General features: G+C 72.9%; 20 protein-coding genes. 8 read left to right on the forward strand and 12 right to left on the reverse strand.

Features of this window, described 5'->3' with window-relative positions; genetic code table 11:
• Positions 1–34: 34 nt before the first annotated feature.
• The 5 genes from AC5WRL_RS15000 to AC5WRL_RS15020 all read left to right on the forward strand — a co-directional run bounded on the left by AC5WRL_RS15000 (position 35) and on the right by AC5WRL_RS15020 (position 6682).
• Positions 35–2005: a GTPase gene (locus tag AC5WRL_RS15000; protein ID WP_496089160.1), complete on the forward strand. Its 1971-nt coding sequence runs from the start codon at positions 35–37 to the stop codon at positions 2003–2005.
• Positions 2006–2299: 294 nt separating this feature from the next.
• Positions 2300–3715, forward strand: coding sequence for a Cys-Gln thioester bond-forming surface protein (locus AC5WRL_RS15005; protein WP_496089000.1), 1416 nt, complete (start codon positions 2300–2302; stop codon positions 3713–3715).
• A 195-nt stretch (positions 3716–3910) separates the two neighbouring features.
• On the forward strand, positions 3911–5575 hold the full coding sequence (gene ettA, locus AC5WRL_RS15010; protein ID WP_496089001.1) for an energy-dependent translational throttle protein EttA: 1665 nt from the start codon (positions 3911–3913) through the stop codon (positions 5573–5575).
• A 19-nt stretch (positions 5576–5594) separates the two neighbouring features.
• On the forward strand, positions 5595–6020 hold the full coding sequence (locus AC5WRL_RS15015; RefSeq protein ID WP_496089002.1) for an acyl-CoA thioesterase: 426 nt from the start codon (positions 5595–5597) through the stop codon (positions 6018–6020).
• A complete protein-coding gene (locus AC5WRL_RS15020) occupies positions 6017–6682 on the forward strand; it encodes a DUF8185 domain-containing protein (protein WP_496089003.1) in 666 nt (221 codons plus the stop codon). Before AC5WRL_RS15015 ends, AC5WRL_RS15020 begins: the two co-directional genes overlap by 4 nt.
• A gap of 159 nt (positions 6683–6841) precedes the next feature.
• Here the strand turns inward: AC5WRL_RS15020 and AC5WRL_RS15025 are convergent, their stop codons facing one another.
• A complete protein-coding gene (locus AC5WRL_RS15025; protein WP_496089161.1) occupies positions 6842–7711 on the reverse strand; it encodes a helix-turn-helix domain-containing protein in 870 nt (289 codons plus the stop codon).
• Between the two features lie 91 nt (positions 7712–7802).
• On the opposite strand from AC5WRL_RS15025, the gene AC5WRL_RS15030 reads away from it, so the two are divergent.
• Positions 7803–8207, forward strand: a complete 405-nt coding sequence (locus AC5WRL_RS15030) for a globin (RefSeq protein ID WP_496089004.1) — start codon at positions 7803–7805, stop codon at positions 8205–8207.
• A 10-nt stretch (positions 8208–8217) separates the two neighbouring features.
• Here AC5WRL_RS15030 and AC5WRL_RS15035 read toward each other — a convergent pair whose 3' ends face one another.
• From AC5WRL_RS15035 to AC5WRL_RS15075, 9 genes are all read right to left on the reverse strand, one after another.
• Entirely contained in the window at positions 8218–9288 is a 1071-nt protein-coding gene (locus AC5WRL_RS15035; RefSeq protein WP_496089005.1) for an ABC transporter permease, read from the reverse strand.
• A complete protein-coding gene (locus tag AC5WRL_RS15040) occupies positions 9285–10013 on the reverse strand; it encodes an ABC transporter ATP-binding protein (RefSeq protein WP_496089006.1) in 729 nt (242 codons plus the stop codon). Before AC5WRL_RS15040 ends, AC5WRL_RS15035 begins: the two co-directional genes overlap by 4 nt.
• Positions 10014–10023: 10 nt before the next feature.
• Entirely contained in the window at positions 10024–10983 is a 960-nt protein-coding gene (locus tag AC5WRL_RS15045) for an FHA domain-containing protein (RefSeq protein WP_496089007.1), read from the reverse strand.
• 42 nt (positions 10984–11025) lie between these two features.
• Positions 11026–12309 (reverse strand): vWA domain-containing protein, encoded by a 1284-nt coding sequence (locus tag AC5WRL_RS15050; RefSeq protein ID WP_496089008.1) that lies wholly within the window; start codon positions 12307–12309, stop codon positions 11026–11028.
• An 8-nt stretch (positions 12310–12317) separates the two neighbouring features.
• The gene (locus AC5WRL_RS15055; RefSeq protein ID WP_496089009.1) at positions 12318–13724 is read right to left on the reverse strand and encodes a PP2C family protein-serine/threonine phosphatase; all 1407 of its coding nucleotides are present in this window, start codon (positions 13722–13724) and stop codon (positions 12318–12320) included.
• A 1307-nt stretch (positions 13725–15031) separates the two neighbouring features.
• Complete coding sequence (locus tag AC5WRL_RS15060) at positions 15032–17569, reverse strand: serine/threonine-protein kinase (RefSeq protein ID WP_496089010.1); 2538 nt, start codon at positions 17567–17569, stop codon at positions 15032–15034.
• Positions 17566–18813 (reverse strand): hypothetical protein, encoded by a 1248-nt coding sequence (locus AC5WRL_RS15065; protein ID WP_496089011.1) that lies wholly within the window; start codon positions 18811–18813, stop codon positions 17566–17568. The genes AC5WRL_RS15060 and AC5WRL_RS15065 overlap by 4 nt, the downstream gene beginning before the upstream one ends.
• An 87-nt stretch (positions 18814–18900) precedes the next feature.
• Positions 18901–19941, reverse strand: coding sequence for a glutamate ABC transporter substrate-binding protein (locus AC5WRL_RS15070; protein WP_496089012.1), 1041 nt, complete (start codon positions 19939–19941; stop codon positions 18901–18903).
• 32 nt (positions 19942–19973) lie between these two features.
• On the reverse strand, positions 19974–21554 hold the full coding sequence (locus tag AC5WRL_RS15075; RefSeq protein WP_496089013.1) for a GlnX family signal transduction membrane protein: 1581 nt from the start codon (positions 21552–21554) through the stop codon (positions 19974–19976).
• A gap of 270 nt (positions 21555–21824) precedes the next feature.
• Between AC5WRL_RS15075 and AC5WRL_RS15080 the strand changes: the two genes are divergently transcribed.
• Both AC5WRL_RS15080 and AC5WRL_RS15085 read left to right on the forward strand, forming a co-directional pair.
• Positions 21825–22916 (forward strand): glycoside hydrolase family 5 protein, encoded by a 1092-nt coding sequence (locus AC5WRL_RS15080; protein WP_496089014.1) that lies wholly within the window; start codon positions 21825–21827, stop codon positions 22914–22916.
• A 129-nt stretch (positions 22917–23045) separates the two neighbouring features.
• Entirely contained in the window at positions 23046–23606 is a 561-nt protein-coding gene (locus tag AC5WRL_RS15085) for a GNAT family N-acetyltransferase (RefSeq protein WP_496089015.1), read from the forward strand.
• Positions 23607–23666: 60 nt separating this feature from the next.
• On the opposite strand, the gene AC5WRL_RS15090 is transcribed toward AC5WRL_RS15085, so the two are convergent.
• Together AC5WRL_RS15090 and AC5WRL_RS15095 are read right to left on the reverse strand one after the other, a co-directional pair.
• Entirely contained in the window at positions 23667–24302 is a 636-nt protein-coding gene (locus tag AC5WRL_RS15090; RefSeq protein WP_496089016.1) for a GNAT family N-acetyltransferase, read from the reverse strand.
• 113 nt (positions 24303–24415) lie between these two features.
• A complete protein-coding gene (locus AC5WRL_RS15095) occupies positions 24416–25321 on the reverse strand; it encodes an NADP-dependent oxidoreductase (protein ID WP_496089017.1) in 906 nt (301 codons plus the stop codon).
• Positions 25322–25330 lie beyond the last annotated feature (9 nt).

Here is a 25330-nt window from a genome sequence, read left to right on the forward strand (position 1 = left end):
ACGAACAAGGAGACCGCCGGTGCCGCAGAGAACCATGACGGCGGAACACCAGGGCAACGGCTGGGACGACGGCCTCATCGCCCGCCGCGCGCTCATCGACGACGCGCCGGCCGGGCGCCCCACCGAACTCGCCACCGCCGTACCCGCCCCCGCACACGGCGCCGAAGCCCCCGAGGACCGCGCCCTGCACACCCGGCTCGGCGCCCTGCGCGAGCTGATCGGCCTCTCCCGCGCCCGGCTCGACGCCACCGTGCTCACCGAGGCCGGCAAAGTCCTGGACGAGGCCGCCGCCCGCGACCGGCTGCCCAAGACGTACACCACGATCGCCATCGCCGGCGCCACCGGCAGCGGCAAATCCACCCTCTTCAACGCCATGGCCGGCGCCAACCTCTCCGAGACCGGGGTACGCCGCCCCACCACCGCCAACGCGGTCGCGTGCAGCTGGCCGGCCGGCAAGGGCCGCGGCGGCGACGGGCTGCTGGAACGGCTCGCCATCCCCGTACGCGCCAGGCGCCGCGCCCACCTCCCCGACCCCGCGCTGCGCGGGCTGATCCTCCTCGACCTGCCCGACCACGACTCCATCGCCCCCGACCACCGCGAACAGGTGGACCGGCTGCTGGGCCTGGTGGACGCGGTGATCTGGGTGGTCGACCCGGAGAAGTACGCCGACGCCCTCTTCCACGAGCGCTATCTGCGCGCCTTCGCCGGGCACGCCGAGGTCAGCATCGTCGTCCTCAACCAGGCCGACCGGCTGCCCGGCGAGGCGGTGGACGCCGTGCTGGACGATCTGCGCCGGCTGCTGGACGAGAGCGGCATCGCGCTCGGCGAGCACGGCGAACCCGGCGCCGGGGTGCTGGCGGTCTCCGCGCTCACCGGGCAGGGCGTGCCCGAACTGCGGCAGCTGGTGGGCGAGCTGGTCGGCGGCCGGAGCGCGGCGGCCAAGCGGCTCGCGGCGGATGTCGACGGGGTGGCCCGGCGGCTGCGCCCGCTGTACGTGGGGGAGGGGACCGAGAGCCCGGCCGGGCTGACCCAGCGCACCCGGGAGGAGTTCGAGGACGCGCTGGCGCTGGCGGTCGGCGCCCAGGCCGCCGGGCAGGCCGCCGAGCGCGGCTGGCTGCGGCGGGCGGACCGGGCCTGCGGCACGCCGTGGGCCCAGCTGGCCCGCCGGATGGCGTTCCGGCAGGCGCAGCGGCGCGGCGAGCCGCCGGCGCTGCTGGCCCGCCGGCTGGCCGGCGACCCGGTGCCGGCGGTGTCCCGGCCGGGGCTTGAGCAGGCGGTACGGGAACTGGCCGAGGACGCCGCGCGCGGGCTCCCGCTGCCGTGGGCGAGTGCCGTCCACGACGCGGCGTGGCGCGGCGCGCAGGGGCTGCCGCGCGCGCTGGAGGCATCGCTGGCGCGCCCGCCGGCCCGGGAGGACGGCGATAAGTCGACACAGCAACAGAAGAAGGGGAAAGAGGGGAAAGCGGGGACAGCGAAAAGCGGGCAGAACGGCGGTCCGGGCCGGCCGCGGCGCTGGTTCGCCCGCCACCGGCAGCCTGAGCTGACCGTACTGAAGCCGCCGCCCGGCACCGTACCGGCGGCCCCGCTGCCGACCGGCCCGGCCGCCCCCGCGCTGCAACTGCCGCGCCCCGGCTGGTGGTCGGTGGCGGCCCTGGGGCAGGCGCTGCTGCTCGGCGCCCAACTGCTGGGCGTCAGCTGGCTGCTGGCCGCGCTGGTCGGCCTCCCGGTGGCCGGCCGCTGGCTGCCGCTGGTGCTGCTGCTCGGCGGCTCGGTCGGCGGCCCGCTGCTGGCCTGGATCTGCCGGCTGGCGGCACGCGGCCCGGCGCACAGCTGGGGCCGCAAGGAGGAGTGGCGGCTGCGCCGGCTGGCCGCCGACGCCGGCCAGAGCCAGGTGCTGGAGCCGGTGGCGGCGGAGCTGCTGCGCTACCGCGAGGTCCGCGAGCAGTACGCGATCACCGCCTCGCCCACCGGCTCCCCGGAGGACCCCCTCCCGCCCGCGCTCTGACCCCCGCCGCCCGCGCCAGTTGTTGCCCCGGCCCTCCGCCGGGGCAACACATGTTTGAGGCCCCCGGTCGGCACCGGACCGGCTCCGACCGGCCGGTCGGGCGGGTGCCGTGAATGTTCCCATTCCGCGCGATTCTCAGGTAACGATTCCACGTCGGTAGGCTTAAGACGGTCTACGGGCGGGGACACACAGCAACTCCCTCTCTACGATCCGGCAGTACGCACGGGGAAGTTGATGAGCGTGCCGCCTCAAGTGCGGCTGCGCGCCCCCGTGATCGCCGTGGAGGGGACTTACATGATGTTTGCACGCAAGCGGGTCGCCGCCCGCCTTGCGGCTACCGCCGTCGCCACCGGCCTCGCCGCCGCGGGTGTGCTGGCGGCCGCCGGCCCGGCTTCCGCCGACCCGAACCCGGGCAATGGCGGCGCCACCGCCACCCTGGAGGGTCTCCGGGTCAGCGACAAGATCGACGTGAAGCGGGAGGGCGGACGGGCCAACACCTACAACGGCGGCCTGTTCTACCTGAAGGCGGACGACGGCGGCACCCTGAAGACGTACTGCATCGACTTCGGCACGCCCACCAAGCCGAACGCCAAGTACAAGGAGACCGACTGGAACTCCTCGCGTCTGCACGACCTCCAGGAGGAGGCTGCCAAGATCCACTGGATCCTCCAGAACTCCTACCCCGTCGTTGACGACCTCAACGCCCTCGCCCAGGCCGCCGGCGCGAACTCGCTGACCGCCGAGCAGGCCGCCGCCGGTACCCAGGCCGCCATCTGGGAGCTGTCGGACGGTGTCGAGGCCACCCCGAAGAACGAGAACGCCGCGAAGCTCGCGGACTGGCTCGGCGACAACGCCGAGGCCGTCGAGGAGCCCCGCGCCTCCCTGGAGCTCACGCCCCAGGAAGTGACCGCCAAGCCGGGCCAGCTGTCCGACCCGGTCACCGTGCACACCAGCGCCAACTCCGTGGTCGTCTCCACCGACGCGGCCGCCGCCGCTGCCGGGGTCACCGTCGTGAACGGTGCCGGTGAGACCATCACCGAGTCCACCCCGGTCACCGACGGCACCGAGCTGTTCTTCTCGGTGCCCGAGGGCGCCGAGGACGGTTCCGCCGCCCTGACCGCCACCGCCACCTCCCCGGTGCCGGTCGGCCGTGTCTTCACCGGCATCGACGTCCAGACCCAGACCATGATTCTGGCCGGGTCCTCCGAGTCGTCCGTCACCACCGGCGCCACCGTCCACTGGGCCAGCGAGGGCCCGAACCCGGCGATCACCGCCAACGAGGTGTGTGCCGAGGGCGGCGTCGAGCTGACCGTGACCAACGACGGCGACCAGCCGTTCACCTTCGAGCTGGAGGGCGAGTCCTACGAGATCGCCCCGGGCGCCGAGGAGAAGGTCCTGGTCCCGGTCGACGAGGGCCAGGCGTACGAGATCACCGTCGAGAACCTCGAAGGCAAGGAGCCCTGGGTCTTCAAGGGCGTCCTGAACTGCGACACCGCCGGTGAGGAGCCCGTCGCCGAGCCCGAGCCGGAGACCCCCGCCGAGAACGAGCCCGCCCCGGCCAGCACCGGTGGTTCCACCGGCCCGGACCTGGCCGAGACCGGTTCCAGCTCCAACCTGGGCATGATGGCCGGTGTCGCCGTGGCCCTGCTGGCCGTCGGCGGTGGCGCGGTGTTCTTCATGCGCAAGCGGGCCGCCGGCTCCGCTGAGTAAGCACCAGCACCACCAGCACCACCCGCGGTGAGCGGCCGTACCGTACGGTCATCGCCACCCACCGCGAAGGGGCGGGTCCCACCGGGGCCCGCCCCTTCACCGTCCCCGCCGGTTTCCGCCCGGGGCATGCCATGCGGCAGGATGGACGCATCCACTCTTCCGCCCCCCTTCACTGATCCCCCCGGACGGTTTCCGTTGGCTGAGTACATCTACACCATGCGCAAGGCGCGCAAGGCGCACGGCGACAAGGTGATCCTTGACGACGTCACCCAGAGCTTTCTGCCCGGGGCCAAGATCGGTGTCGTGGGCCCCAACGGCGCGGGCAAGTCCACCGTGCTGAAGATCATGGCCGGCCTGGAGCAGCCCTCCAACGGCGACGCCTTCCTCACCCCCGGCTACAGCGTCGGCATCCTGCTCCAGGAGCCCCCGCTGGACGAGACCAAGACCGTTCTGGAGAACGTCCAGGACGGCGTGGCCGAGATCAAGGGCAAGCTCGACCGGTTCAACGAGATCGCCGAGCTGATGGCGACCGACTACTCCGACGCGCTCCTTGAGGAGATGGGCAAGCTCCAGGAGGAGCTGGACCACGCGAACGCCTGGGACCTCGACGCCCAGCTGGAGCAGGCCATGGACGCGCTGGGCTGCCCGCCCGGCGACTGGGCCGTCACCAAGCTCTCCGGCGGCGAGAAGCGCCGGGTGGCGCTGTGCAAGCTGCTGCTGGAGCAGCCCGATCTGCTGCTGCTGGACGAGCCCACCAACCACCTGGACGCCGAGTCCGTCAACTGGCTTGAGCAGCACCTGGCGAAGTACCCGGGCACGGTGGTCGCGATCACCCACGACCGGTACTTCCTGGACAACGTCGCCCAGTGGATCTGCGAGGTCGACCGGGGCCGGCTGCACGGCTACGAGGGCAACTACTCCAAGTACCTGGAGACCAAGGCCGCCCGGCTCAAGGTCGAGGGCCAGAAGGACGCCAAGCGCTCCAAGCGGCTCAAGGAAGAGCTGGAGTGGGTCCGCTCCAACGCCAAGGGCCGGCAGGCGAAGTCCCGTGCTCGGCTCGCCCGTTACGAGGAGATGGCGGCGGAGGCCGAGAAGACCCGCAAGCTGGACTTCGAGGAGATCCAGATCCCGCCGGGCCCGCGGCTGGGCAATGTGGTCGTGGAAGTCGACAAGCTGGGCAAGGCGTTCGGCGACAAGGTGCTGATCGACGACCTGTCGTTCACCCTGCCGCGCAACGGCATCGTCGGGGTGATCGGCCCCAACGGCGCGGGCAAGACCACCCTGTTCAAGATGATCCTGGACCTGGAGCAGCCGGACACCGGCGACATCAAGGTCGGCGAGACGGTCAAGGTCTCCTACGTGGACCAGTCGCGCGCCAACATCGACCCCAAGAAGTCGCTGTGGGCCGTGGTCTCCGACGAACTGGACTACATCAACGTCGGCCAGGTCGAGATGCCCTCGCGCGCCTACGTCAGCGCCTTCGGCTTCAAGGGCCCGGACCAGCAGAAGCCGGCCGGCATCCTCTCCGGCGGTGAGCGCAACCGCCTCAACCTGGCGCTGACCCTCAAGCAGGGCGGCAACCTGCTGCTGCTCGACGAGCCGACCAACGACCTCGACGTGGAGACGCTCTCCTCGCTGGAGAACGCCCTGCTGGACTTCCCCGGCTGCGCCGTGGTGGTCTCCCACGACCGCTGGTTCCTGGACCGGATCGCCACCCACATCCTCGCCTACGAGGGTGACTCCAAGTGGTTCTGGTTCGAGGGCAACTTCGAGGCGTACGAGAAGAACAAGATCGAGCGGCTCGGCCCGGAGGCCACCCGGCCGCACCGGGCCACGTACAAGAAGCTCACCCGGGGCTGAGGGGCGGAGGAACACAGCCGTGCGACATGTGTACGAGTGCCCCCTGCGCTGGTCGGACATGGACTCCTTCGGGCATGTCAACAATGTGATCTTCCTGCGCTATCTGGAAGAGGCCCGGATCGACTTCATGTTCCGGCTGGCGCGGCAGGCCGACTCCGGTGCTTTCACCGGGGGTTCGGTGGTCGCACGGCACGAGATCGACTATCTGCGCCCGCTGGTGCACCGGCACGCGCCGGTGTCCGTCGAGCTGTGGGTGGCCAAGCTCGGCGGCGCCTCGGTGACCGTCGGCTATGAGATCAAGGACGCGGAGCAGGTGTACGTCCGTGCCGCCACGGTGGTCGTGCCGTACGACCTCCAGGCGGGCCGGCCGCGCCGGATCACCGAGGAGGAGCGCCGCTTCCTGGGGCAGTACCAGGACGACGCGGCCGGGAGCGGTCCCGCGTGAGCGCTGGCCTGAGCGTGTCGTTCGCCGAGCGGGGGGAGGCCGCCGAACTGGCGGCCCTCCTCGCCCGGCTGCTGCGCTGGGAGAAGGCCGCCGCGGCCCGGCTCCAGGCGGACGGGCCGGTGCTCGGCGTGTTCGCCAAGCCGGCCAGGTTCGATGTGCTGGCGATCCGGCCGCTGCGGCTGGTGGCGCCGGTCCGCCTCGATGTCACCGTGTCGGCGGGGGAACTGCTGGAGGGCATCGACGAGGCCGCCGGTACGGCCGCCGTGCCGGCGGCGGTGACCGGCCCGTCCTGGGCCGGGGTGCTGCCGCCGCGCGGCGGCTGGGAGCCGCTGGCCGAGCTGGCGCACCCGGGGGTACGGAGTGCGGCCGAGGCCGTGGTGGCGGAGTTCCGGGAGCGTACGGAGGCCCTGGCCCCCGGCGAGCGCACCCGGGACGCGCTGGACGCGCTGGCCGAGGAGATCTGGAGCCGCCCGCTGCCCGGCACCCCGCTGCCGCTGCGGGCGGTGCACGCGGCCCGCTCGCTGGGCTTTCTGCGGGCCGCCGGGGGGCCGGTGGCGGTGCTGGCGCGGGGCGTGTGGCTGCGGCTGCGCACCCCGCTGGGTTCCATCGCGGTCCGCCGCCCCGGCTCCACCACCCCCGGGCTGACGGTCACCCCGCGCTGACCGGGCCGCTCGCGCCGACGGCGTGGTCAGCGGGTTGGCGTGAGCGGCGTGAGCGGCGTGGCCGGAGAGGTGACCGGCTCGTACTCACTCCTTCGAGTGTCCGATCGGCATGCGGTTGACATGTGGCCCGACGGGGCGCGGCGCGGCAGGGCCGGCGGGTCACATCTCGCGGGCGATGAACTGGATCAGCTGCCGCGACTCCGTCTCGTCCAGCGCGATCTGCTCCGAAACCTCCAGCAGTTTCCGGTACTTCTCCAACTCCGGCGCGGCATGCAGGAAATCACCGCCGAAAGGCGTGTCCACCTCTACCGTGTCCAGCTCCGTCACCGGGCCGTACGCATAGAGAAAAGACTGCCCGTGTCCGGGAATGTCCTCCTGTGAAAACGGAATCACCCGCAGCTCCACCGATGGCCACTGCGCCACCTCAAGTAGCCATTCCAGCTGTCCGCGTGCCGTCTTGCGGCCCCCGTACCGCATCCGCAACGCGCCCTCGTGGATGATCGCCTGACACGGCGGCGGGTTCTCCCCCTGCAACAGCTCCCCCCGCCGCAGCCGCAGCGCCACCCGTGCCGACAACAGCTCCTCGTCCGGCGGCGGCACCGATCCCGCCATCACCGCGCGCGCGTACTCCGGAGTCTGGAACACCCCCGGCACCAGCAGCAGATGCACCATCCGCAGCCGCACACAGTGATGCTCAAGCTCCGCCATGTCCACATTGCCCGGCGGCACCTTGCCCCGGAATTCGTCCCACCAGTTACCGCCCCGGTGTTCCCTGGCCATCGCGCACAATTCCCCGATGAGCCGCTGATCCTGACAACCGTAGAACTCGGTGAGCCGCCGAATCCGTACCTCACTGATACCGCGCCGGCCGGATTCGATATTCGACATCTTCGCGCGATCCGTACCGATCCACGCGGCCCCCTCGTGCGCCGCTTTACCGGCCCGCTCCCGCAACTTCCGCAATTCGGCCCCGAGCCGCGCCTCACGTGCGCTCGGAAGATCCCTCGGTGGCATCCTCGCCCTCCTCATCCGCGACCGCAACAGTCTGCCGCGCCGCGTCGCCCCCGGTCTACGTTCCGTGAGTTCCCGCCCCACGGAACGGGTCTGCGACCATGGAGGAGTGACTGAGATCCGACGCGGCACACTGCCCACCGAGACCTTCTACGAGCGGGTCGGGGGCGAGGCCACCTTCCGCACGCTCGTGGGGCGCTTCTACGAGGGCGTGGCCGGTGACCCTCTGCTGCGGCCCATGTACCCGGAGGAGGACCTGGGGCCCGCCGAGGAGCGGTTCGCCCTCTTCCTCATCCAGTACTGGGGCGGCCCGCGCACCTACAGCGATCGGCGCGGCCACCCGCGGCTGCGGATGCGGCACGCCCCGTTCCAGGTCGACCGGGCGGCGCACGACGCGTGGCTGCGGCACATGCGGGAGGCCATCGACACGCTCGGCCTCGCCGAGGAGGACGAGGCCGAGCTGTGGCGCTACATGGTGTACGCGGCCGGTTCGATGATCAACACCCCCGGCTGAGCGCGCCGGGTCAGGCGTCCCAGCGGAACAGCCGCGCCGCGATCGCGGTGAGCACCGCCGTGAACAGCAGCAGCCCGCCCATCACCGGCAGCGCCGCCTCCCAGCCGCCGCCCCGGCTGAGCACCTCCTGGATCGCGTCATTGAGATGCCGCAGCGGCAGCAACTGCGCGATCGGCGTCAGCCAGCCCGGCATCACATCGGTGGGGAAGAACGACCCCGACAGAAACGCCATCGGCATGATCGTGACCTGGAGGATGCCGTTGGCCGCCTCCTCCGTCTTCGCCACCGAGCCGATCACCAGCCCGATCGACATGAACGCCAGCGAACCGCACAGCACCAGCGGCACCACCAGCCACCACGAGCCGGTGAGCTTGAGCCCGTAGAACGGGATCACCGCGATCCCCAGGAACAGCGCCGTCTGCACCAGCGCAAGCGCCAGCGTCACCCCGACCCGGGCCCCGACGATCGTCGCCGGATGGATCGGGGCCAGCCACAGCCGGCGCAGCAGCCGCGTCTTGCGCCAGTTCACGAGGGTCAGCGCGGCCAGGAACGCCCCGCCCATCGCCACTGCCCAGCCCAGCAGCCCGGGCGCCAGATACTGGATCGGCCGGACCGAATCGTCCTCGACCTTGTCGATCGCGAGCCGGTAGGTGGCCGGCTGGCCGGTGGCGGCCAGGTTCGCGGACTCCACCAGCGACTGGAGCACACTGCGGACGGTCCCGGCCCGTACCCCGTCCGCCTCCGAGTAGCGCAGCTCGACGGTGTCGCCGGACTGCCAGATCACCCCGGCCACCTCGCCGGTACGGACCGCCTCCAGCGCCCCGTCGAGATCGGCGGCCCGCCGGATCTCCAGCACCTGGTCCAGCTCGGCACGGGCCTCGGCCGGCAGCTCGTCCAGCACCGCGACCTCGCCGACCTGCGCGACGGGCGAGCGGGAGATGGCCGAGTCCTGGAAGAGAGCGCCGAACAGCACCAGGAACATGAGCGGGAACAGCAGCATGAAGAACACGGCGGTACGGTCGCGCAGCAGACCAAGCGCCATCGTCCTGGACAGGGGCAGCAGCCCCGTGGCGCGGCTCATTCGCGGAACTCCCGGCCGGTCAGCTGGAGGAAGACATCCTCCAGGGTGTCGACGCCCAGCTCACGGATCAGCTCGGCGGGCGGCCCGGTACGCAGAATGCGGCCGGCGTCCATGATCGAGACGCGGTCGCACAGGATCTCCGCCTCGTCCAGATAGTGCGTGGTGAGGACCACGGTGCGGCCGGCGGCGTTGATCTCGCGCAGCAGATCCCACAGATTGCGGCGGGCCTGCGGATCGAGCCCCGTGGTGGGCTCGTCCAGGAACACCAGCTCCGGATCGTGCACCAGCGCGATGGCGATCGACAGCCGCTGCGCCTGGCCGCCGGACAGCTGGGTGTCGCGGACATCCGCCTTCTCGGCGAGCCCCACCGACTCCAGCATGGCGTCGGCGCGCTCGGCGGAGACCCCGTACAACTCGGCGAAGGTGTGGATCTGCTCGCGCGCCGAGAGCTTGTCGAAGAAGGCGGTCGCCTGGAGCTGGACGCCGATCCGGCGCAGCAGCTCGTGGTTGCGCGGCCACGCCGGGATGCCGAGCAGCTCGGCGGTGCCCTCGTCGGGGCGGCGCAGGCCCTCGACCAGCTCCAGGGTGGTGGTCTTGCCGGCGCCGTTGGGGCCCAGAATGCCGTAGAACTCGCCCGGTGCCACCTCGAAGCTGACGCCGTCGACCGCCTGGACATCCCCGTACTTTTTGCGCAGCCCGCTGACGGATATGGCGGGTTTTTCCAAAGTCTCTGTCCTATCCCCGATAGAGGGTGAGCGTGGTCCAGGCCCCCACATGCACCCGGTCGCCCTCGCGGAGCGGCACCGGGACAAAGGGCTGGATCGGATCCTCGGAGCCGTTGACCGTGGTGCCGTTGGTGGAGTCCTGGTCGACGACCGCCCAGCTGCCGTCCGGCTGCTGGACGAGGACGGCGTGCTGATGGGAGACGCCGGGGTCCTCGGAGGGCTGGGACAGATCGATGTCCGGGCTTTCGCCGGTGGACTGCCGGCGGCGGCCGATGGTGATCTGCGGGCCGGCCAGCGGCAGCTGCTGGGGCGGGACGTACGGGGGGAGGCTCAGCTGGGCGGCCTCGGGGCCCGAACGGCGCATCATCGCCTGGAAGTAGTCGGGGTCGGGGCCTACCGTGACCATCCAGGGGCCCTGCTGCCGCGGGGGCTGCTGGCCGGGGTAGCCGTAGCCGCCGGGGGCCTGCTGCTGGTGGGGCATGGGCGGCGGCAGCACCCAGTCGCCGGTCTGGCCGGACGACTGCTGATGACCGTACGGCTGCTGGGGCTGGTGAGGCTGGTGAGGCTGGTGAGGCGGCTGGTACGGGGGCGGCTGCGGGTGGGGCTGCTGATGCTGCGGCGGCGCGCCGGGTATCGGCGGGCCGTCCGAGCGCACCGGAGGTATGTAGGTGGTGGGGGAGTTGGTGAGGAAGTTGTACCGGCAGCCCTCGCAGAACGGTGCCTGCGCCTCGCGCGGGGTACGGCACTGCGGACACAACTCGGCGGCCGGCGGCGGCCCGGAGTGCATCGGCGGAGCGGCGGGATAGCCGGGCGGACCGGGCGGCGGGCCGGCCGGCCCCGGTGGAACCGGGTGCTGACCGAAAGCGCCGGGCGGCGGGGGCACCGCGGCGGCGGGCGCCAGCATGCGGTAACCGCACACCTCACACCAGTCCTCGGCCGCCGACTGGTGGCCATTCGGGCAAGTCGGCATGTTACTGCCTCCCCCTGCTTCCGCTGATTCGTCTCATGTCGACTACTTCTTTACCCGGACCGTCTTCGTCGACCTCGTCTCCAGGGTCATCTCGTCGGCCTCGGCGACTTTCGCCTTCAGCCGAACAGTACCTCTCGCCGCATCCTCCACGTCCACCACCTTTGCCAGCAGTTGTGAGGTCTGCACATTCCCCGAGGCATGCGCCAGCTGCACGGCCCGGCCCAGTTTGGAGACGGCGCCGCGCGCGTCGCCGCGCTTGCGCAGGTCGATGCCCTGCTGGATGACCCGGGCCAACTCCTCCTGTCCCGTGTAGTGGGCCACCTGCGGATTGAGCGCGGTCGCCGCCGCCATGTCGGAAGTCCACACGGCGCGGATCAGGCCCTGCCGGGGGGAGACGGTCACACCGTCCGGACCGACCAGCGACACCCGGGCCGCGAGCATCTCCTGGCCGACATCACAGGCCGGCACCTGAATGCTCAGGTGATAGTCGCGGGACTCCGAACCCCACGAACCCGTCGGATAGTCCCCGGCGCGCGGCGGCGCCTCGGTACGGCGTCCGGTGAGATCGGCGACGGCCGGCGCCACCTGCTTCACGTACCGGACACCGGCACCCAGCGGGGTCCACAGCCGCAGGCTGACATCGCCGACCGCCTTGCCCATGACCGACTCCATCATGGAGGTGAAGTCGGCGGACAGCGCGTCCGGTTCGGCGACGATGTCGGCGGTGCCCAGCAGCGCGCCGGCGATCTGGGTGACCTCCCCGACCTCCCAGTCCGTACCCACCCCGCGCGCGTCACAGGTGAAGCGGCCCGCGCAGCGCGCGAGTGCTTCGCCGAGCCGCGCCGGCTCCTCGTGCTCGTTGCGGCCGTCCGTCAGCAGCAGGGCGTGCCGGATCGGCGCGGCCGAGGTGGCCAGCAGGCGCTCGGCGAGCAGCAGCCAGGTGCTGATGGCGGTGCCGCCGTTGGCCCTGAGACCGGTGAGGGCTTCCTTGGCCGCCCGGCGGGTGGCCTCGTCCGCGCAGGCCAGCCGGCCCTCGCCCGGAAACACCTCCGTGGCCCGGTGGGTGCCGGCGACGACGGCGAAGGCCGTACCGTCCCGGAGCGTGTCGATGGCCGCCTCGGTCGCCCGGCGGGCGCCGGCCATCTTGGAGGACGGGTAGTTCATCGACCCCGAACAGTCCACCATGATGACCACGGCGGCATCGCCGCGACGGTCGCCGCCGGTGGCGGTCACCGTGACGATGGCGTGCACCTCGTCGGCGCCCCGGTGCAGAAACTCGTTCTGGTCGACATCGATGGAGAAGACCGGCTCCGTACCCGTACTCATCCGGCTGATCATCCGGCCACTTCCACCACCGGGAAGGGGATGACCGCGACGGTGACATTGTCGTGGCCGCCCGAGTCCAGGGCATGCCGCACCAGATGCTGCGCGGTCGGCAGCGGCGTCTCGCGGGCCCCGGCGGGCACCAGGCGGGACAACTGCTCGGCGGACTCGGCATAGTTCCACAGCCCGTCCGTGCACACGATCACCACACCCGGGCGGTCCGGCTTGAACGACGCGGTGTGCGGCTCGACATCCACCGCGTCCGCGCCCAGCCAGGCGGTGATGGCGTGCGCGCGGTGGTCCGCCATCGCCTCGGCCTCGTTGAGCAGACCGGCGGCCACCATCTGGGCAGCCCAGGAGTCATCCTCCGTCAGCCGGGCGGCGGCGGCACCGCGCTCGGCGGGGATCCAGTAGGCACGGCTGTCGCCGACCCAGCCCACGGTGAGGATGCCGCCGGCCGTGACGGCGCTCACGAGGGTGCAGGCCGGGGCGTTCTGGCCCGGCTCGGCGGCGGCGTCCGCCAAGTCGGCGACGGCGCGGGCGGCGGACAGCACGGCGTCGTGCATGGCCTGCTGGCCGGAGACACCGCGCGGGAGCGAGGCCAGCAGCGACTCGGCCGCCGCCTCGGACGCGGCGGCGGACGCCTCGTGCGGACGGGTCGAGGAGGACACCCCGTCGCAGACAACGGCGATGATCGCCGGCGAACCATCGGCGAGCGCGGTCGCCGAGACCGTGAACGAGTCCTCGTTGCGGTGGTGCCGCAACCCGAGATCACTGACGGCGGCCACCCCGCCCAGCGCGCGCTCGACATGATCCCGCTCCCCGGGCTGCGCCCGGCCGCAGTCGGCGCAGTAGCCGTCCGCGTCCACCCGGCCCTTGCCGCAGACGGCGCAGAGCACCGGATGCGTTTCGCGGGTGGGCGGCCGGGCATCGCGCGTGCGCGGATCGGCGGCCCGCGGATCCGCGGGGGCGGGGGCGGGAGCGGGAGCCGCAGGGGCGGCGGCGGCCGAAGCGGCGGCGGTGGCCCGCGGATCGAGCGAAGGAATCCGTGGCTGGGGCTGGGGCTGGGGCTGGGGCTGCGGCGGCGGCAGCGTGAAATCCGCCTCGGTGGGCGTATAGCCCGCATCGGAGGAGGGGACCCCACCCCGTCCCGCCCCACCGGCGGCACCGCCCGCCGGGCTCTGTCCGTGCGAACCCGCCGCCGGCGTAGCGGTCTGCGATGTTGAGGGCACTGCGTCACCGGGAGCCTGCCGTCCCGGGCCCGGCTGCGCTGCTGACCTCGGGCCGTTAGCCGCGTCCTGGCCGGTCCGGGTGGTGGCTGGGCCCGGCGCCGGCGGGTTCCCGTGGGTGACACCGGGCGTCGGGCTCTGTCCGTGCGAACCCGCCGCCGGGGCAGCGGTCTGCGGCGTCGCGGGCACACCGCCACCGGAAGCTCGCCCGCTCGGGCCGGCCTGGGCCCCGGCCGCCCCCTGGGATGTTCCCACCGGAGTCTGTCCGATCGGCGCTGTCACGCGGCCGGCTCGGCTCGCCCCCGGAACCTGCCCCGGCTGACTGCCGGGCCCACCCTGCGCCACTGCCGAAGACGTCGCCCCGGCCGCCTTCGGCGCTGTCGCGCCGCCGGTGCCGGTCGGTCCCTGGCCCTGGGGCGGTTGGGTGGGTGTGGCGGGGTTGGTTGTGGCGGCAGTGGGTGTGGGCTGGGGGCTCTGCGCGGGCGCCTGCGGCGGGTAGCCCCCGGCCGCCTTCGGCGCCGCGCTGGCATGGTTTTGCGGCGGTGTGGCTGGGTTGCCGACGGCTGAGTCAGGTGCGGCGTGGCCGCCCCGTGCCGCCGCCGAAGGCGTCGTCCCGGTCGTCGGCGGTGGGTAGCCGCCGGCCGCCTTCGGCGCCGTCGCGCCGCCGTGGCCCTGGGGCGGTTGGGTGGGTGTGGCGGGGTTGGTTGTGGCGGCAGTGGGTGTGGGCTGGGGGCTCTGCACGGGCGCCTGCGGCGGGTTGCCGACGGCTGAGTCAGGTGCGGCGTGGCCGCCCCGTGCCGCCGCCGAAGGCGTCGTCCCGGTCGTCTGCGGTGGGTAGCCCCCGGCCGCCTGCGGCGCCGTCGCGCCGCCGGTGCCTTGCGGCGGCTGCGCCGCTGTGGCACCGGGTGCGGCGTGGCCGCCCTGCGGTGCTGGGGAAGTGGTGGCTCCGGTCGTCTTCGGTGCTGCCGCGCCGCCGTTGGCGGTCGGCGGTGGCGTCGGTGCGTTGGCTCCTGCCGTCCGGGGGCTGCCGGGGGTGATCGGTGCCGGGGTGTCGGGCGAGCGGGTCGGGGAGGCAGCTCCGGGCGCGGGCGCACCACTGGCCCGCGGCGCCGGTGGCGCGCCGCCGACGGGCGCCTGCCGAGCCGAATCGGTGTGCGCGTTCGGCGCCGCCGGGTCGGCAGAAGGCTGGGCCGCCCGCGGTGTTGCCGGGTTGCCGGGTGCCGTCCGGCCACCCCGCGGCGCTGCCGCCGGGCGGCTGCCATCGGTCGCGTTCGGGCCGGTCGCGCCGCCGCCCGGCGGTAGTGGTCCGGCGGTGCTGGTCCGGGGGGAGCCGGACCCGGCGGGGGAGGGCGGCGGGGTGTTCCTCTTGGGAGCGCGGGCGGTCATGGGCGGAGGGGTGCGCAGGTGTTTGCCGCAGTTGCCGCAGAACTCGTCGTCGGCTTCCAGCGGCTCCCCGCAGCCGGGGCAGGCGGAGAGTTGGTCGAGCTGCGGCATCGTCACACCCATGTCCTAGGGCGGAAGCGGTTGGCCGCCTCCACCAGTTCGATCCGTTCACTACTGTCCGGCGCCCATTGTGCGAGTCGCCGGTAGGAGCGTTCCAGACCAAGTCTGATGCCCGTCTCCTCCAGCGGCGCACCCAGGATCCGCCCCTCTTGTCCGGAATGGCCGGATAGGAGCCAGTCCAGCGCAGACCCCAGCACTTCACAGGACAGCTGTTCACCCAGGGATGGTTCCAGGCCCCCGGCGAGCAGTGCCTCCACCTGGCGTCCCGCCGCCAGCAGGTCCGGCAGCAGGGATTCGGCCGGTGAGCGCTGTCGCAGCCGGGCCCGTACCGCCGCCACCCGGGCGGCGATGTGGTGGGCCGAGGTGTCCGGCACGGACTCCAGCGCGGTCACCGCCCGCTCCCGGTCGCCCGTCGCCAGCCGTACCCGGGCGAGGCCGAAACCCGCGCTGACATGGCTGGGATCGGTGCGCCACACCAGCTCGTAGTAGTCGGCCGCGTTGTCCAGCTGGCCCAGGGTCTCCGCGCACACCGCCAGCGCCAGCTTCGGCGCGACCTCGCCGGGGAACGCGTCGTACACCGCGTCGAACGACAGCGCCGCCGTGCTCAGATCGCCGGTCGCCAGTGCGGCGACGCCCTGGTACCACACCACCCGCCAGTCCTCGCCGCACTCGTCCGCCAGCGCGGACAGCAGCCAGCGGGCGCTGTCCCGGCCTCGGCCGTCCGGGAGTTCGAGCAGGGCGCGCAGCTCGCGCAGCCGCCGCTCGACCGAGTCCACCGGGGCGGCGTTGAGCGCGGTCAGCAGATCGGTGGGGGCGCTGGTCATCAGGCCGGAGAGGAAGCCCGCGTTGGGGTCGGCGGGATCGACCTTCGGTACGGGGAGGGACAACGCCGTGGACTCGATGTTCAGGGGGGTGGTCAGGGGCGTTGTCGGTGCCGCTGTCGGCGCCTTGGCCGGTGACGGGGTTTCCCGTCGTCCGCCGGGCTTCCCCTTCGGCTTCTTCCGCGCGCCCAGCGCTGATACCTCGCGGCCCACCGGCGGCATCAGCTCCGTGTCCGGGACCCGCACTTCCGGGCCGAACAACTGCGACAGCGCCGGCTGCGGCTGGCCCGACTGGAGGGCCACCACCTCGCGCAGCACGCCCGTCAGCTGCTCGGACATCTCCTGCGCGGACGCGAACCGCCGTTCCGGGTCCGGGTCGGTGGCCCGGACCAGCAGGCGGTAGAACGACTCGTACCGCTGGAAGACCTCCACATGCTCCGGCTCGGGCAGGCTGTCCGTGAAGACCGTGGTGTAGCCCTGGAAGTCGAACGTCAGCACCGCCAGCGTCCGCGCCACCGTGTACAGGTCGGAGGCGACGGAGGCGCCCACCTCGGCGACCTCCGGGGCCTGGTAGCCGACCGTGCCATAGGTCGCGCTCTCGGTGTCGTCCATCCGGCGCACCGCGCCCATGTCGATCAGCTTCAGCTGGTCGTTCTGCTGGATCGCGTTGTCCACCTTGAAGTCGCAGTACAGCAGCTGGCGGCTGTGCAGATGCCCCAGCGCGTCGAGCGCTTCGATGCCGTACGCGCACGCCTGCTCCACCGGCAGCGGATCGCGGCGCCCGCCCTGGGTGCGGCGGGCGTTGGCGATCTCCTTCAGCGACCGGCCGCCCACGTACTCCATCACTATGTAGCCGTCCAGGCTGCCGGTACGGCGGTCCAGATGCTCCACGAAGTTGTAGATCCGCACGATGGTGGAGTGCTCGATCTCGGCGAGGAAACGCCGTTCGGAGATCGCCACCTCCATGGCGTCCTGGTCGCCGGTGTCCAGCAGGCCCTTGAGCACCACCCAGCGGTGGCTGACCTTGGTGTCCTTGGCCAGATAGATCCAGCCGAGGCCGCCGTGCGCCAGGCAGCCGGCGATCTCGTACTGGTCGTGCACCAGGTCGCCGGGATGCAGCTTGGGCACGAAGGAGTACGGGTGGCCGCAGCGGGTGCAGTACCCCTCGCTGCGGCCGGGGCGGTCGCCCCGGGTACGGCCGACCCGTTCGCCGCAGTCGCTGTTGCCGCAGAACCGCTTGCGCTCGGGCACCTCGGGGTCGGCCAGCACCTGGTCCAGCGGGTCGGGGCGGGGCACGGCGGGGACGGTCACCAGGCCGGCGCCCAGCCGGGAGCGGTGCCGGGTGGCGGTCGAGCGGGAGCTGCGCACCGAGACCGAACGGCCCGACATCGGGCCCGACATGGAGCGGGACAGCGCCCCGGACACCGAGCGGTGCGACAGCCGTGAGCTGGGCAGCGAGTGCGCGGACGCGGACGCGGACGCGGGGGCGGACCCGGGCGCGGATACGGGCGCCGAGCGCTGGGAGGGTACGGAGCCGGGCTGCGGCGTGTGGGTCAGCCCGGTGCCGACCCCGCCGATGTCGCCGCGCGCCGAGACCACCGGGGCGAGACCGCACAGGTCGCAGTACAGCTGGCCGTCGCCGACGTCCTCGTACTGGCCCGCGCAGCCGGGCCGCTGGCAGGGCACGGGCAGGGGTGGGGTGTCGGTCACGGCTCGCTCCGCCCGGTGAGCAGTTCCGCCGCCGCCTCCTGGTAGCGCTGCACGGCGCCTTCCGCCGCGCGCAGATCGCAGGGCGCGGTCCACAGCAGCCGGCGGGCGGCGTCGTAACGTTCGGCCAGCAGCGGGTCGTCGTTCTTGCCGAGCCGGACGGCCTTCGCACGGTAGGCATCGAGCCGGCCGCGCAGTTCGGCGCGTATCGCGAGCGGGGCGGTGACGGCGGACAGCGAGGAGCGGGCCCGCTCCAGCTCCTCCTCGGCGCGTACTTCCAGGGCGTCCAGGAGCGGGGAGAGCCGGTGCCACTGGGCGCGCCGCCGGTAGTCGCCCGCGGTGGCGAGCTGCTGCTGGAGGACGACGGGCGGGCCGCTGACGGCGGGCACCTCGCTGGCGGCGATCTTGGACAGCACCTCGACGCGCGCGGCGCGGGCCTCGGCGAGGGTGCGGTCGGCGCGGGAGAGCACGTCGCGCAGGCCCACCAGCCGGGACTCGGCGTCCTTGCGGACCCCGAACACGGCGTCCACCTCGCGCCGGATGTCGTCGAGGGTGCGGGCGGCCGTGTCATAGCGGGTGGTGTCGGGGCGGCCACCGCCGGGGGCACTGGAGCCGCCGGCCGGCAGCCAGAACGCCAGCGGGTCGGCGATCACCTCGGCGCGCAGCGCGGTCAGTTCGCCGGTGACCCGCTCCAGGTCGTCGCCGGCCGGGTGGGTGCCGGGGCGCACTCCGGCGGAGTGGGCCAGCTCGCTGACCCGGCGCAGCTCGGCGGCCAGCAGATCTATCCGGGCGGGCAGTGCGGACCATACGGAGTCGGCGGCGGCGACCACGTCGAGGACTTCGGCGTAGCCGCGGTTCATCCGGGCCACCAGCTGCTGCCAGCTGGTGTGTTCGGCGAGGAGTTCGCCGCCGGAGATCACCAGGTTGCGGCCTTCCAGCAGCAGGCTGAGCCGGGTCAGCTCCTCGCGGCCGGGGAAGCGTCGCCGGCCGCGCAGCTCGCGGGCGGTGGTGAGGGTTTCGGTGCAGGTCTCGAACCAGGACCACAGGTCGGTGACGGTGGCCTCGGCGTGCCGCCAGCGTTCGAGGGTGAGCCCGGTGAGCTGCGCGCCTTCGAGCAGCCGGCGGCCCGCGTGGTCCTGGAGCGTCAGCAGGGAGGATTCGATCGCCTCGTGCTCGGCGGCGAGCCGCGTCAGGGCGCGGTCCACTTCCTCCCGGCTCAGCACCCGTTGACCGGAGTCCGGGGCCATCGCTCTCCCCTCTGTCCTCGCCTGTGGCTCTGCCTTCGCTGCATGTGCGCTCGTTGATCCTTCCCCCGTACGGATGCGGTTCACCGCTCAGTCCCGGTACCGGGGTGCCGCCGGCTCGGGGGACTGGTCCGGCGGGAAGTAGTCGGCGAGCCAGGCCCGGTACGAGAGCCGCCAGTCGCTGCTGTCGCCGCCGGCCCGGTAGTCCTCCAGTATGGCGTTGACCCGGCGGACGAGGTCCTCGTCCGCCAGATTCATCGCGATGCCGTAGGACTCTTCCTTGATGGGATCGCCGACCAGCCGCATGGTGGGGTCCTGGGCGGCGTGGGCGGCGGCCAGTGCGCCGTCGGTCATCAGGGCGTCTGCCTCGCCGAGCTGGATCCGTACCAGGCAGTCCAGATGGCCGCCTGCCTCGACCAGTTCGGCGCCGTGCGGCTCGCTCTCCAACAGGGCCCGGGCGGTGGTGTCGTTGCCGCTGCACACCCGCATACCGGCGAGCGAGGAGTCGAATCCGGTGATGGTGGACCAGCGGGGCGCCAGCAACTGCTGGCCGGTGTCGAAGTAGGGGGCGGAGAACGCCACCGAGTCCCAGCGCGCGCAGGTGATGGACATGCTGCGGATCACCATGTCCACCTCCCGGTTCTCCAGGAGCGGGATCCGCTGGTCGGTGGGGATGGGGCGCAGGGTGACCAGCTCGGGGTCGCCGAGGAGGTCGGCGGCCACCGCGCGGGCCAGATCGATGTCGAAGCCGATGACCGTCTGCGGGTCGTCGGGGGCCCGGTAGCCCCACAGGTAGCTGTTCTGGTCGACGCCCACGATCAGTCGGCCGCGGTCGATGATCCGGCGCACCGCCTCGCCCTGGTCGCGGGACGGGGACCAGCTGTTCGCCGCCGGGTCGAGGCCGCTCGCGCAGGTCTCGCGGGCGGCGAGCGAGCCGATCCCGTCGGTGTCGGTGCCGGTGCCGTCGTCGCCGTCATCCACCTGGATGACCTGTCCGCCCGCCACCGGGGGCGGTGGGGCCGCGTCGTCGTCCGCGGCGGGCAGGGAGCCGGCCAGCATCCAGCCGGCCAGCGCCAGGCCGCACACCGCCGCGAGCAGCGGGCGCCCGCCCCGCCGTGTCATCGCTGCCATCGCTCCCATCGCCGCACCTTCTGCCCTCGTCCTCACCCGTACTCCGCCAGCCTGCGGTTGATGCCCAGCACGGTGCCTGCGGCGGCCAGCACCGCCAGGGCCGGTGCCCCGGCGGGCAGCCCGGTGCGCGCGGTGGCGGCCCGCTCGGCGGCGCGGGTGAACTGGCCCTGCTCGTGCGCGACGGCCGCCGCCAGCGCCTCGTCGACCCGGTCGAAGGACTCCCCGGTGGAGGTGTCGCCGATGACCAGCTCCACCGCCTCCTGGTAGGCCCCGGCGTTCTCCTGCTGCCGGGCTTCCTCGTGCAGGCTCCGCCACTCGCCGATCGCCGTGTGGGCCGCCTCGATCGGGGCCCGTCCGTCCTCGTCGTCGGCGAGCCGCCAGGCCGCGCCGACCCTGCCCCGCGGATCCGCTCCGCCGTCCGTACCGCCGTCCGTACCGCCGTCCGTACCGCCGTCCGTACCGCCGTCCGTACCGTCGTCCGTACCGTCGTCCGCCTCGCCCTCCGCTCCATCGGCGGGCGGCCCGGCCAGCTCGGTCATCCGTTCCTGGTAGCTCTCCTCGAACCCGGTGCCGGAACCACGCGCCACCAGCGTCATGCTCTCCGCACCCCGGGCCTGGAGCGCCGCGATCCAGGCGTCGTTGAGCGCGCTCAGCGACTGCGCCCCGCCCCGGTCGGCGTCGTCCAGCGCCGTACGGGCGACGGTGTGGGCGCCCACCAGCCACAGCAGCAGCACCAGTGCCGCCCCGGTGGCCGCCAGCAGCCCCTGGTTGAACACCCGGTGGGTGCGCAGCCAGTGCCGCCGCTGGACCCAGGCCAGCACGGCGAGCGCCAGCGCGGCGGCGGCCAGTGAGAACCACGGCCACTCCCCGGCCCGCCGGGCGTCGCCCTGGAAGCGCTCGGTCTCCAGCGCGTACAGCGATTCGGCGGCCGGCAGCAGTACCTCCTGCATCCGGCCGTCGGCGTAGCGCAGATAGGCGCCGCCCAGCGGCAAGCCCTGCCGGTCATTGGCCCGCGCGGTCTCCACCAGGCCCGTGTACACCGGCAGTTCGGCGTTGAGCAACGCGATCAGCTGCTGGGCGCGCGCGGAGTTGCCGGTGTGGGCGGCGGCCCGGGTGAGGAGCGCGGCGGCGGTGGCGATCCGCTCCTCGTAGCGCTCGCGCACCTGCGGATCGGAGCCGGTGCCGGTCAGAAAGGCCACGGCCGCCGTGGTGTTGGCGTCGGCCAGTGAGCGGTAGATGTCGGCCGCCTCCGCGCTGAGCGGCTGGCTGCTGTTGATGAGGGTGTCGGCCGCCTCCGAACGGTCGGCGATCTGCCAGGCCGTGGCCGCCCCGAACAGCAGCAGCGCCGCGACCACCGCGGCTCCGATGATCCGCAGCCGGCCGGGCTCGGTACGTGCCGCGGCGCGCAGCGAGCGCGCGCCCTTCGCCCAGTCCGACAGCCTCGGCTGCCGGGACGCCCGGGACGCCCGGGGTGACGGCTCCGGGGCCGGCGGCGCGGGCAGCACCGGCGGCACCACGGGCAGCGGCGGAGGCGTGGGCGGTGACGGTACCGAGGCCGGCGGAGTGTCCGGGGGCAGGCCGGGCGGTGCCGGGGTGTGCGGTGGCTGCGTCACGGTCGGGCCCTCCCCCCTCGTGTGTGGCCACGGCCAGCAGTATGGCCGCTGGGCCGGGATCCAGACAGTCTTTGCGGGGATCTTGTCGCGATCGCGATGTTGCCCGCGGCGCTTCGCGGGGCTGGCCCCGCTTTGCCTCCCCTCCTCAACTCTTCCCTTCGCGTCCTTGCGTCCCCTTCACTGTCTGACACGCATTGACCGCCCGTCAGGTTGCACCTACCGTCGCATCGATCTTTTGTCCGTCCCCCCACCACGAATGCGAGAGATCCGATGAGTCGCTCCTTACCCCGTCACACCCGCCGCCCCCGCCCCATCCGCGCGCTGGCCTCGATCGCCGCGCTGCTCACCGCCACCGGCGCGGCTGCCGCGCTCTGGCTCGGCGGCGGCACCGCCACCGCCACCGGCCCCGAGTCCGACGCCGAGGCCGCGCCGCCCCCCACCACCGAGGCCGTCACCCCGTACCAGCAGTACGGCGCCCTGGAGATCTGCGGCCTCAGGCTGTGCGGCGAGAACGGCACCCCCGTACAGCTGCGCGGCATGAGCAGCCACGGCACCCAATGGTTCGAACACTGCCTGACCGATGGTTCGCTGGACGCCCTCGCCTACGACTGGGGCGCGAGCGTGCTGCGGGTGTCCACCTATGTGCAGGAGGGCGGCTACGAGACCAATCCGGCGTACTTCACCAACCTCGCCAGCCGCGTCATCAACCAGGCCACCGCGCGCGGCCTGTACGTCATTGTCGACTGGCACATGCTCAGCCCCGGCGACCCCAACGTCAACACCGCCCGGGCCAAGCAGTTCTTCACCGACATCACCGCCCGCCACGGCCACCAGGACAATATCCTCTACGAGATCGCCAACGAGCCCAACGGCGTCAGCTGGCAGAGCATCAAGAGCTACGCCGAGGAGCTCATCCCGGTGGTACGCGCCGGTGACCCCGACGCCGTCGTCCTGGTCGGCACCCGCGGCTGGTCCTCCCTCGGCGTCTCCGAGGGCTCCGACGAGCGCGAGATCATCAACAACCCGGTCAACGCCACCAATATCGCTTACACGTTCCACTTCTACGCCGCCTCGCACCGCGACGCCTATCTGAACGCCCTGGACCGGGCCTCGGACCGGCTGCCGATCTTCGTCACCGAGTGGGGCACCCAGGACTACTCGGGCGAGGGCCCCAACGACTTCGCCAACTCCCAGCGCTACCTCGATCTGATGGCCGCCAAGGGCATCAGCTGGACCAACTGGAACTTCTCCGACGACTGGCGCACCGGCGCCGTCTTCCGGACCGGCGCCTGCGCCGCCGGCCAGTGGACCGGCACCGGCGCCCTGAAGGAAGCGGGTATCTGGGTCCGCGACCGGGTCTGACACACCGCGGCACGGCGGTCGGCCGGGAGCGTACGGCACGCGCCGTTCTCCCCGGCCGGCCGCCACGCCATGTTCCGTGATGCGATCGACCGCTTCCAAGATCAGTGATCACCGGGCAAGATCACCAGCATGAGCGGCGACGAACCCGTATATGTGCTGCCCCTGGCCCCGCTGCTGCTGGCCGGCCACGGCGTGCGGCTGCGCGAGTGGACGGTGGCCGACGGGGCCGCCATGGTGGCGCTGTTCGACGATCCGGCGATCGCCCGCTGGACCCCGCTGCGTTCTCCGTTCGACCTCGACGCGGCCCACGACTACCTCGCCAAGGCGTTCGACTCCCGCTCGGCGGGCCGCCGCGTGCAACTGGCCATCACCCTCGACGGCGCCACCCCGCTCGGCGAGGTGGTGCTCTTCCCCAACGCCGACGCCGAACGCGAGGCCGAACTCGGCTACACCGTGGGCCCCGCCCACCGCGGCCGGGGCCTGGCCGCCCGTGCCGTGCGGGTGCTGGCCGAGTACGCGCTGCGTGAGCTGCGCCCCACCCGGGTGATCCTGCGGATCGAGCCGGAGAACGCCGCCTCCAACGCCGTCGCCCGCGCCGCCGGCTTCGCCCCGGCCCCCGACGAGCCGCTGCACCGCGAGATCCGGGGCCGCGCGGTCACCCTGCTGACCTGGGAACGCCACCCCGCCTGACCGAGCGCCTGACCGAGCGCCTGACCGAGCTGGAGGGGGCCGCGCCGGCCTCGCTGCCCGTCAAAGCCGCAGCCCCAGGTACAGCACCTGCGCGTCCTTCGTCGGCTCGCGCAGCGTGCCGAAGCCCAGCCGGGTGTAGAAGGCGTGGGCGGCGGTGTTCTCCGGGTTCATGCCCAGGTGCACCCCGGGGACGCCGCGCTCGCGCAGCGCGTCGCAGAACGCCGTCATCAGCCGGGTGCCGAGCCCGCGCCGCTGCCCGCGCGGCAGCAGGTCGATGTGCAGATGGGCGGGGTGGTCGCGGACCACCTCCGGGCTGATCATCCGCTCCGGCGCGTGCAGCAGTCCGCGCAGTTCGACGTCCAGGTCCCGCGTACCGCCGTCCAGCACCGGGAAGCGGTCGCGCACCCGGGGCAGCCAGTCGGCCCGGAAGGCGCGGTAGTACGCCTCGGTGTCGGCCGCGCCGACGATGTAGCCGATCGGCCCGTCCCCCTCGCCCTCGTCCGCGACGAAGACCAGCTCCGGGGCCAGTTCGGCGTACGGGGTGGCGAAGAGCGCGGGCAGGACGCCCGGATCGCGGTAGTGCCCCCGGGCATCCCCGCCGTTGTACCCGGTGCGCACACAGATCCGCCGCAGGGCGGCTGCGTCGGCGGCGTCCCCCGGCCGGTAGCGGCGGATCTGAACGTCGGTTCCTGTCATGCGGGCCATTGTGGAGCCGGGGCCCGCCCGGCCACCAGACGCCGGCCACCCCGCCCACGGCCGGCCGCGTCCGTCCGCCCCGGTCCGCCCCCGTCCGCCCTCCGTCCGTCTGTCTACAGCGTCAGCACGATCTTTCCGCGCACATGGCCGCCCTCGCTGCGCTCGTGCGCCTTCGCGCCCGATTCCAGCGGGTACTCCGAATCGATCGCCACCGTGAACCGTCCCTCCCGCGCGAGGTCGGCGGCCTGTGGCAGCGCGTCGTACGCCGGTTCGTCCGACATCGCGGAAGTGACCCGCGCCCCGTACTGCGGCGCCGAGAAGTCCGCGATGCTCACCACCCGGCCCGGATCGCCGGCGATCTCGATCAACTCCGGCAGCGACCCGGAGCCCGCCGTGTCGAACACCGCGTCCACGCCCTGTGGCGCCAGCGCCGCCACCCGCTCCTTCAGGCCCGCCCCGTACGTGGTGGCCAGCACCCCCAGCGAGCGCAGATAGTCCTGGTTGCGGTCGCTCGCGGTGCCGACCACCGTGATGCCGTCGGCCACCGCGAACTGCGCCGCCGCGCTGCCCACCCCGCCGGCCGCGCCCTCGATCAGCAGCGTCTGCCCGGCCGACACGCCCAGCAGCCGCAGCGCCCGGCGCGCGGTCTCCGAGATCACCGGCAGCCCGGACGCCTGCTCCCAGGTCAGCTCGGCCGGCTTCACGGTGAAGTGGTCAAGCACCGCGTACTGCGCGGACGCGCTCTGCCCCGAGCCGAAGACCTCGTCGCCGACCGACACCCCGCCCACCCCCGAGCCGACCTCGTCGACCACCCCGGAGGCGTCCGAGCCCGGGATCGCCGGGAAGGCGAGCGGCGAGGTCTCGTCGAAGAGCCCGCGCCGGATCTTCCAGTCGATCGGGTTCACGGCCGCGGCGCGGACCGCGATCCGGACCTGGCCCGGCCCCGCGTGCGGCTCCGGCTGTTCGGTCACCCGCAGCACCGAAGGGTCGCCGTAATCCGTGTACGTCAGTGCGCGCATCGTGAGATC

The organism is Streptomyces sp. NTD107 (assembly GCF_059510435.1).

What these genes read in the sequence shown, in the direction of transcription:
- AC5WRL_RS15000 (WP_496089160.1), top strand. Translation starts at nt 35, where the DNA reads ATGACGGCGGAACACCAGGGCAACGGCTGGGACGACGGCCTCATCGCC.
- AC5WRL_RS15005 (WP_496089000.1), top strand. Translation starts at nt 2,300, where the DNA reads ATGATGTTTGCACGCAAGCGGGTCGCCGCCCGCCTTGCGGCTACCGCC.
- AC5WRL_RS15025 (WP_496089161.1), bottom strand. Translation starts at nt 7,711, where the DNA reads ATGAGGAGGGCGAGGATGCCACCGAGGGATCTTCCGAGCGCACGTGAG.
- AC5WRL_RS15035 (WP_496089005.1), bottom strand. Translation starts at nt 9,288, where the DNA reads ATGAGCCGCGCCACGGGGCTGCTGCCCCTGTCCAGGACGATGGCGCTT.
- AC5WRL_RS15045 (WP_496089007.1), bottom strand. Translation starts at nt 10,983, where the DNA reads ATGCCGACTTGCCCGAATGGCCACCAGTCGGCGGCCGAGGACTGGTGT.
- AC5WRL_RS15050 (WP_496089008.1), bottom strand. Translation starts at nt 12,309, where the DNA reads ATGAGTACGGGTACGGAGCCGGTCTTCTCCATCGATGTCGACCAGAAC.
- AC5WRL_RS15065 (WP_496089011.1), bottom strand. Translation starts at nt 18,813, where the DNA reads ATGGCCCCGGACTCCGGTCAACGGGTGCTGAGCCGGGAGGAAGTGGAC.
- AC5WRL_RS15070 (WP_496089012.1), bottom strand. Translation starts at nt 19,941, where the DNA reads ATGGCAGCGATGACACGGCGGGGCGGGCGCCCGCTGCTCGCGGCGGTG.
- AC5WRL_RS15080 (WP_496089014.1), top strand. Translation starts at nt 21,825, where the DNA reads ATGAGTCGCTCCTTACCCCGTCACACCCGCCGCCCCCGCCCCATCCGC.
- AC5WRL_RS15085 (WP_496089015.1), top strand. Translation starts at nt 23,046, where the DNA reads ATGAGCGGCGACGAACCCGTATATGTGCTGCCCCTGGCCCCGCTGCTG.
- AC5WRL_RS15090 (WP_496089016.1), bottom strand. Translation starts at nt 24,302, where the DNA reads ATGACAGGAACCGACGTTCAGATCCGCCGCTACCGGCCGGGGGACGCC.
- AC5WRL_RS15095 (WP_496089017.1), bottom strand. Translation starts at nt 25,321, where the DNA reads ATGCGCGCACTGACGTACACGGATTACGGCGACCCTTCGGTGCTGCGG.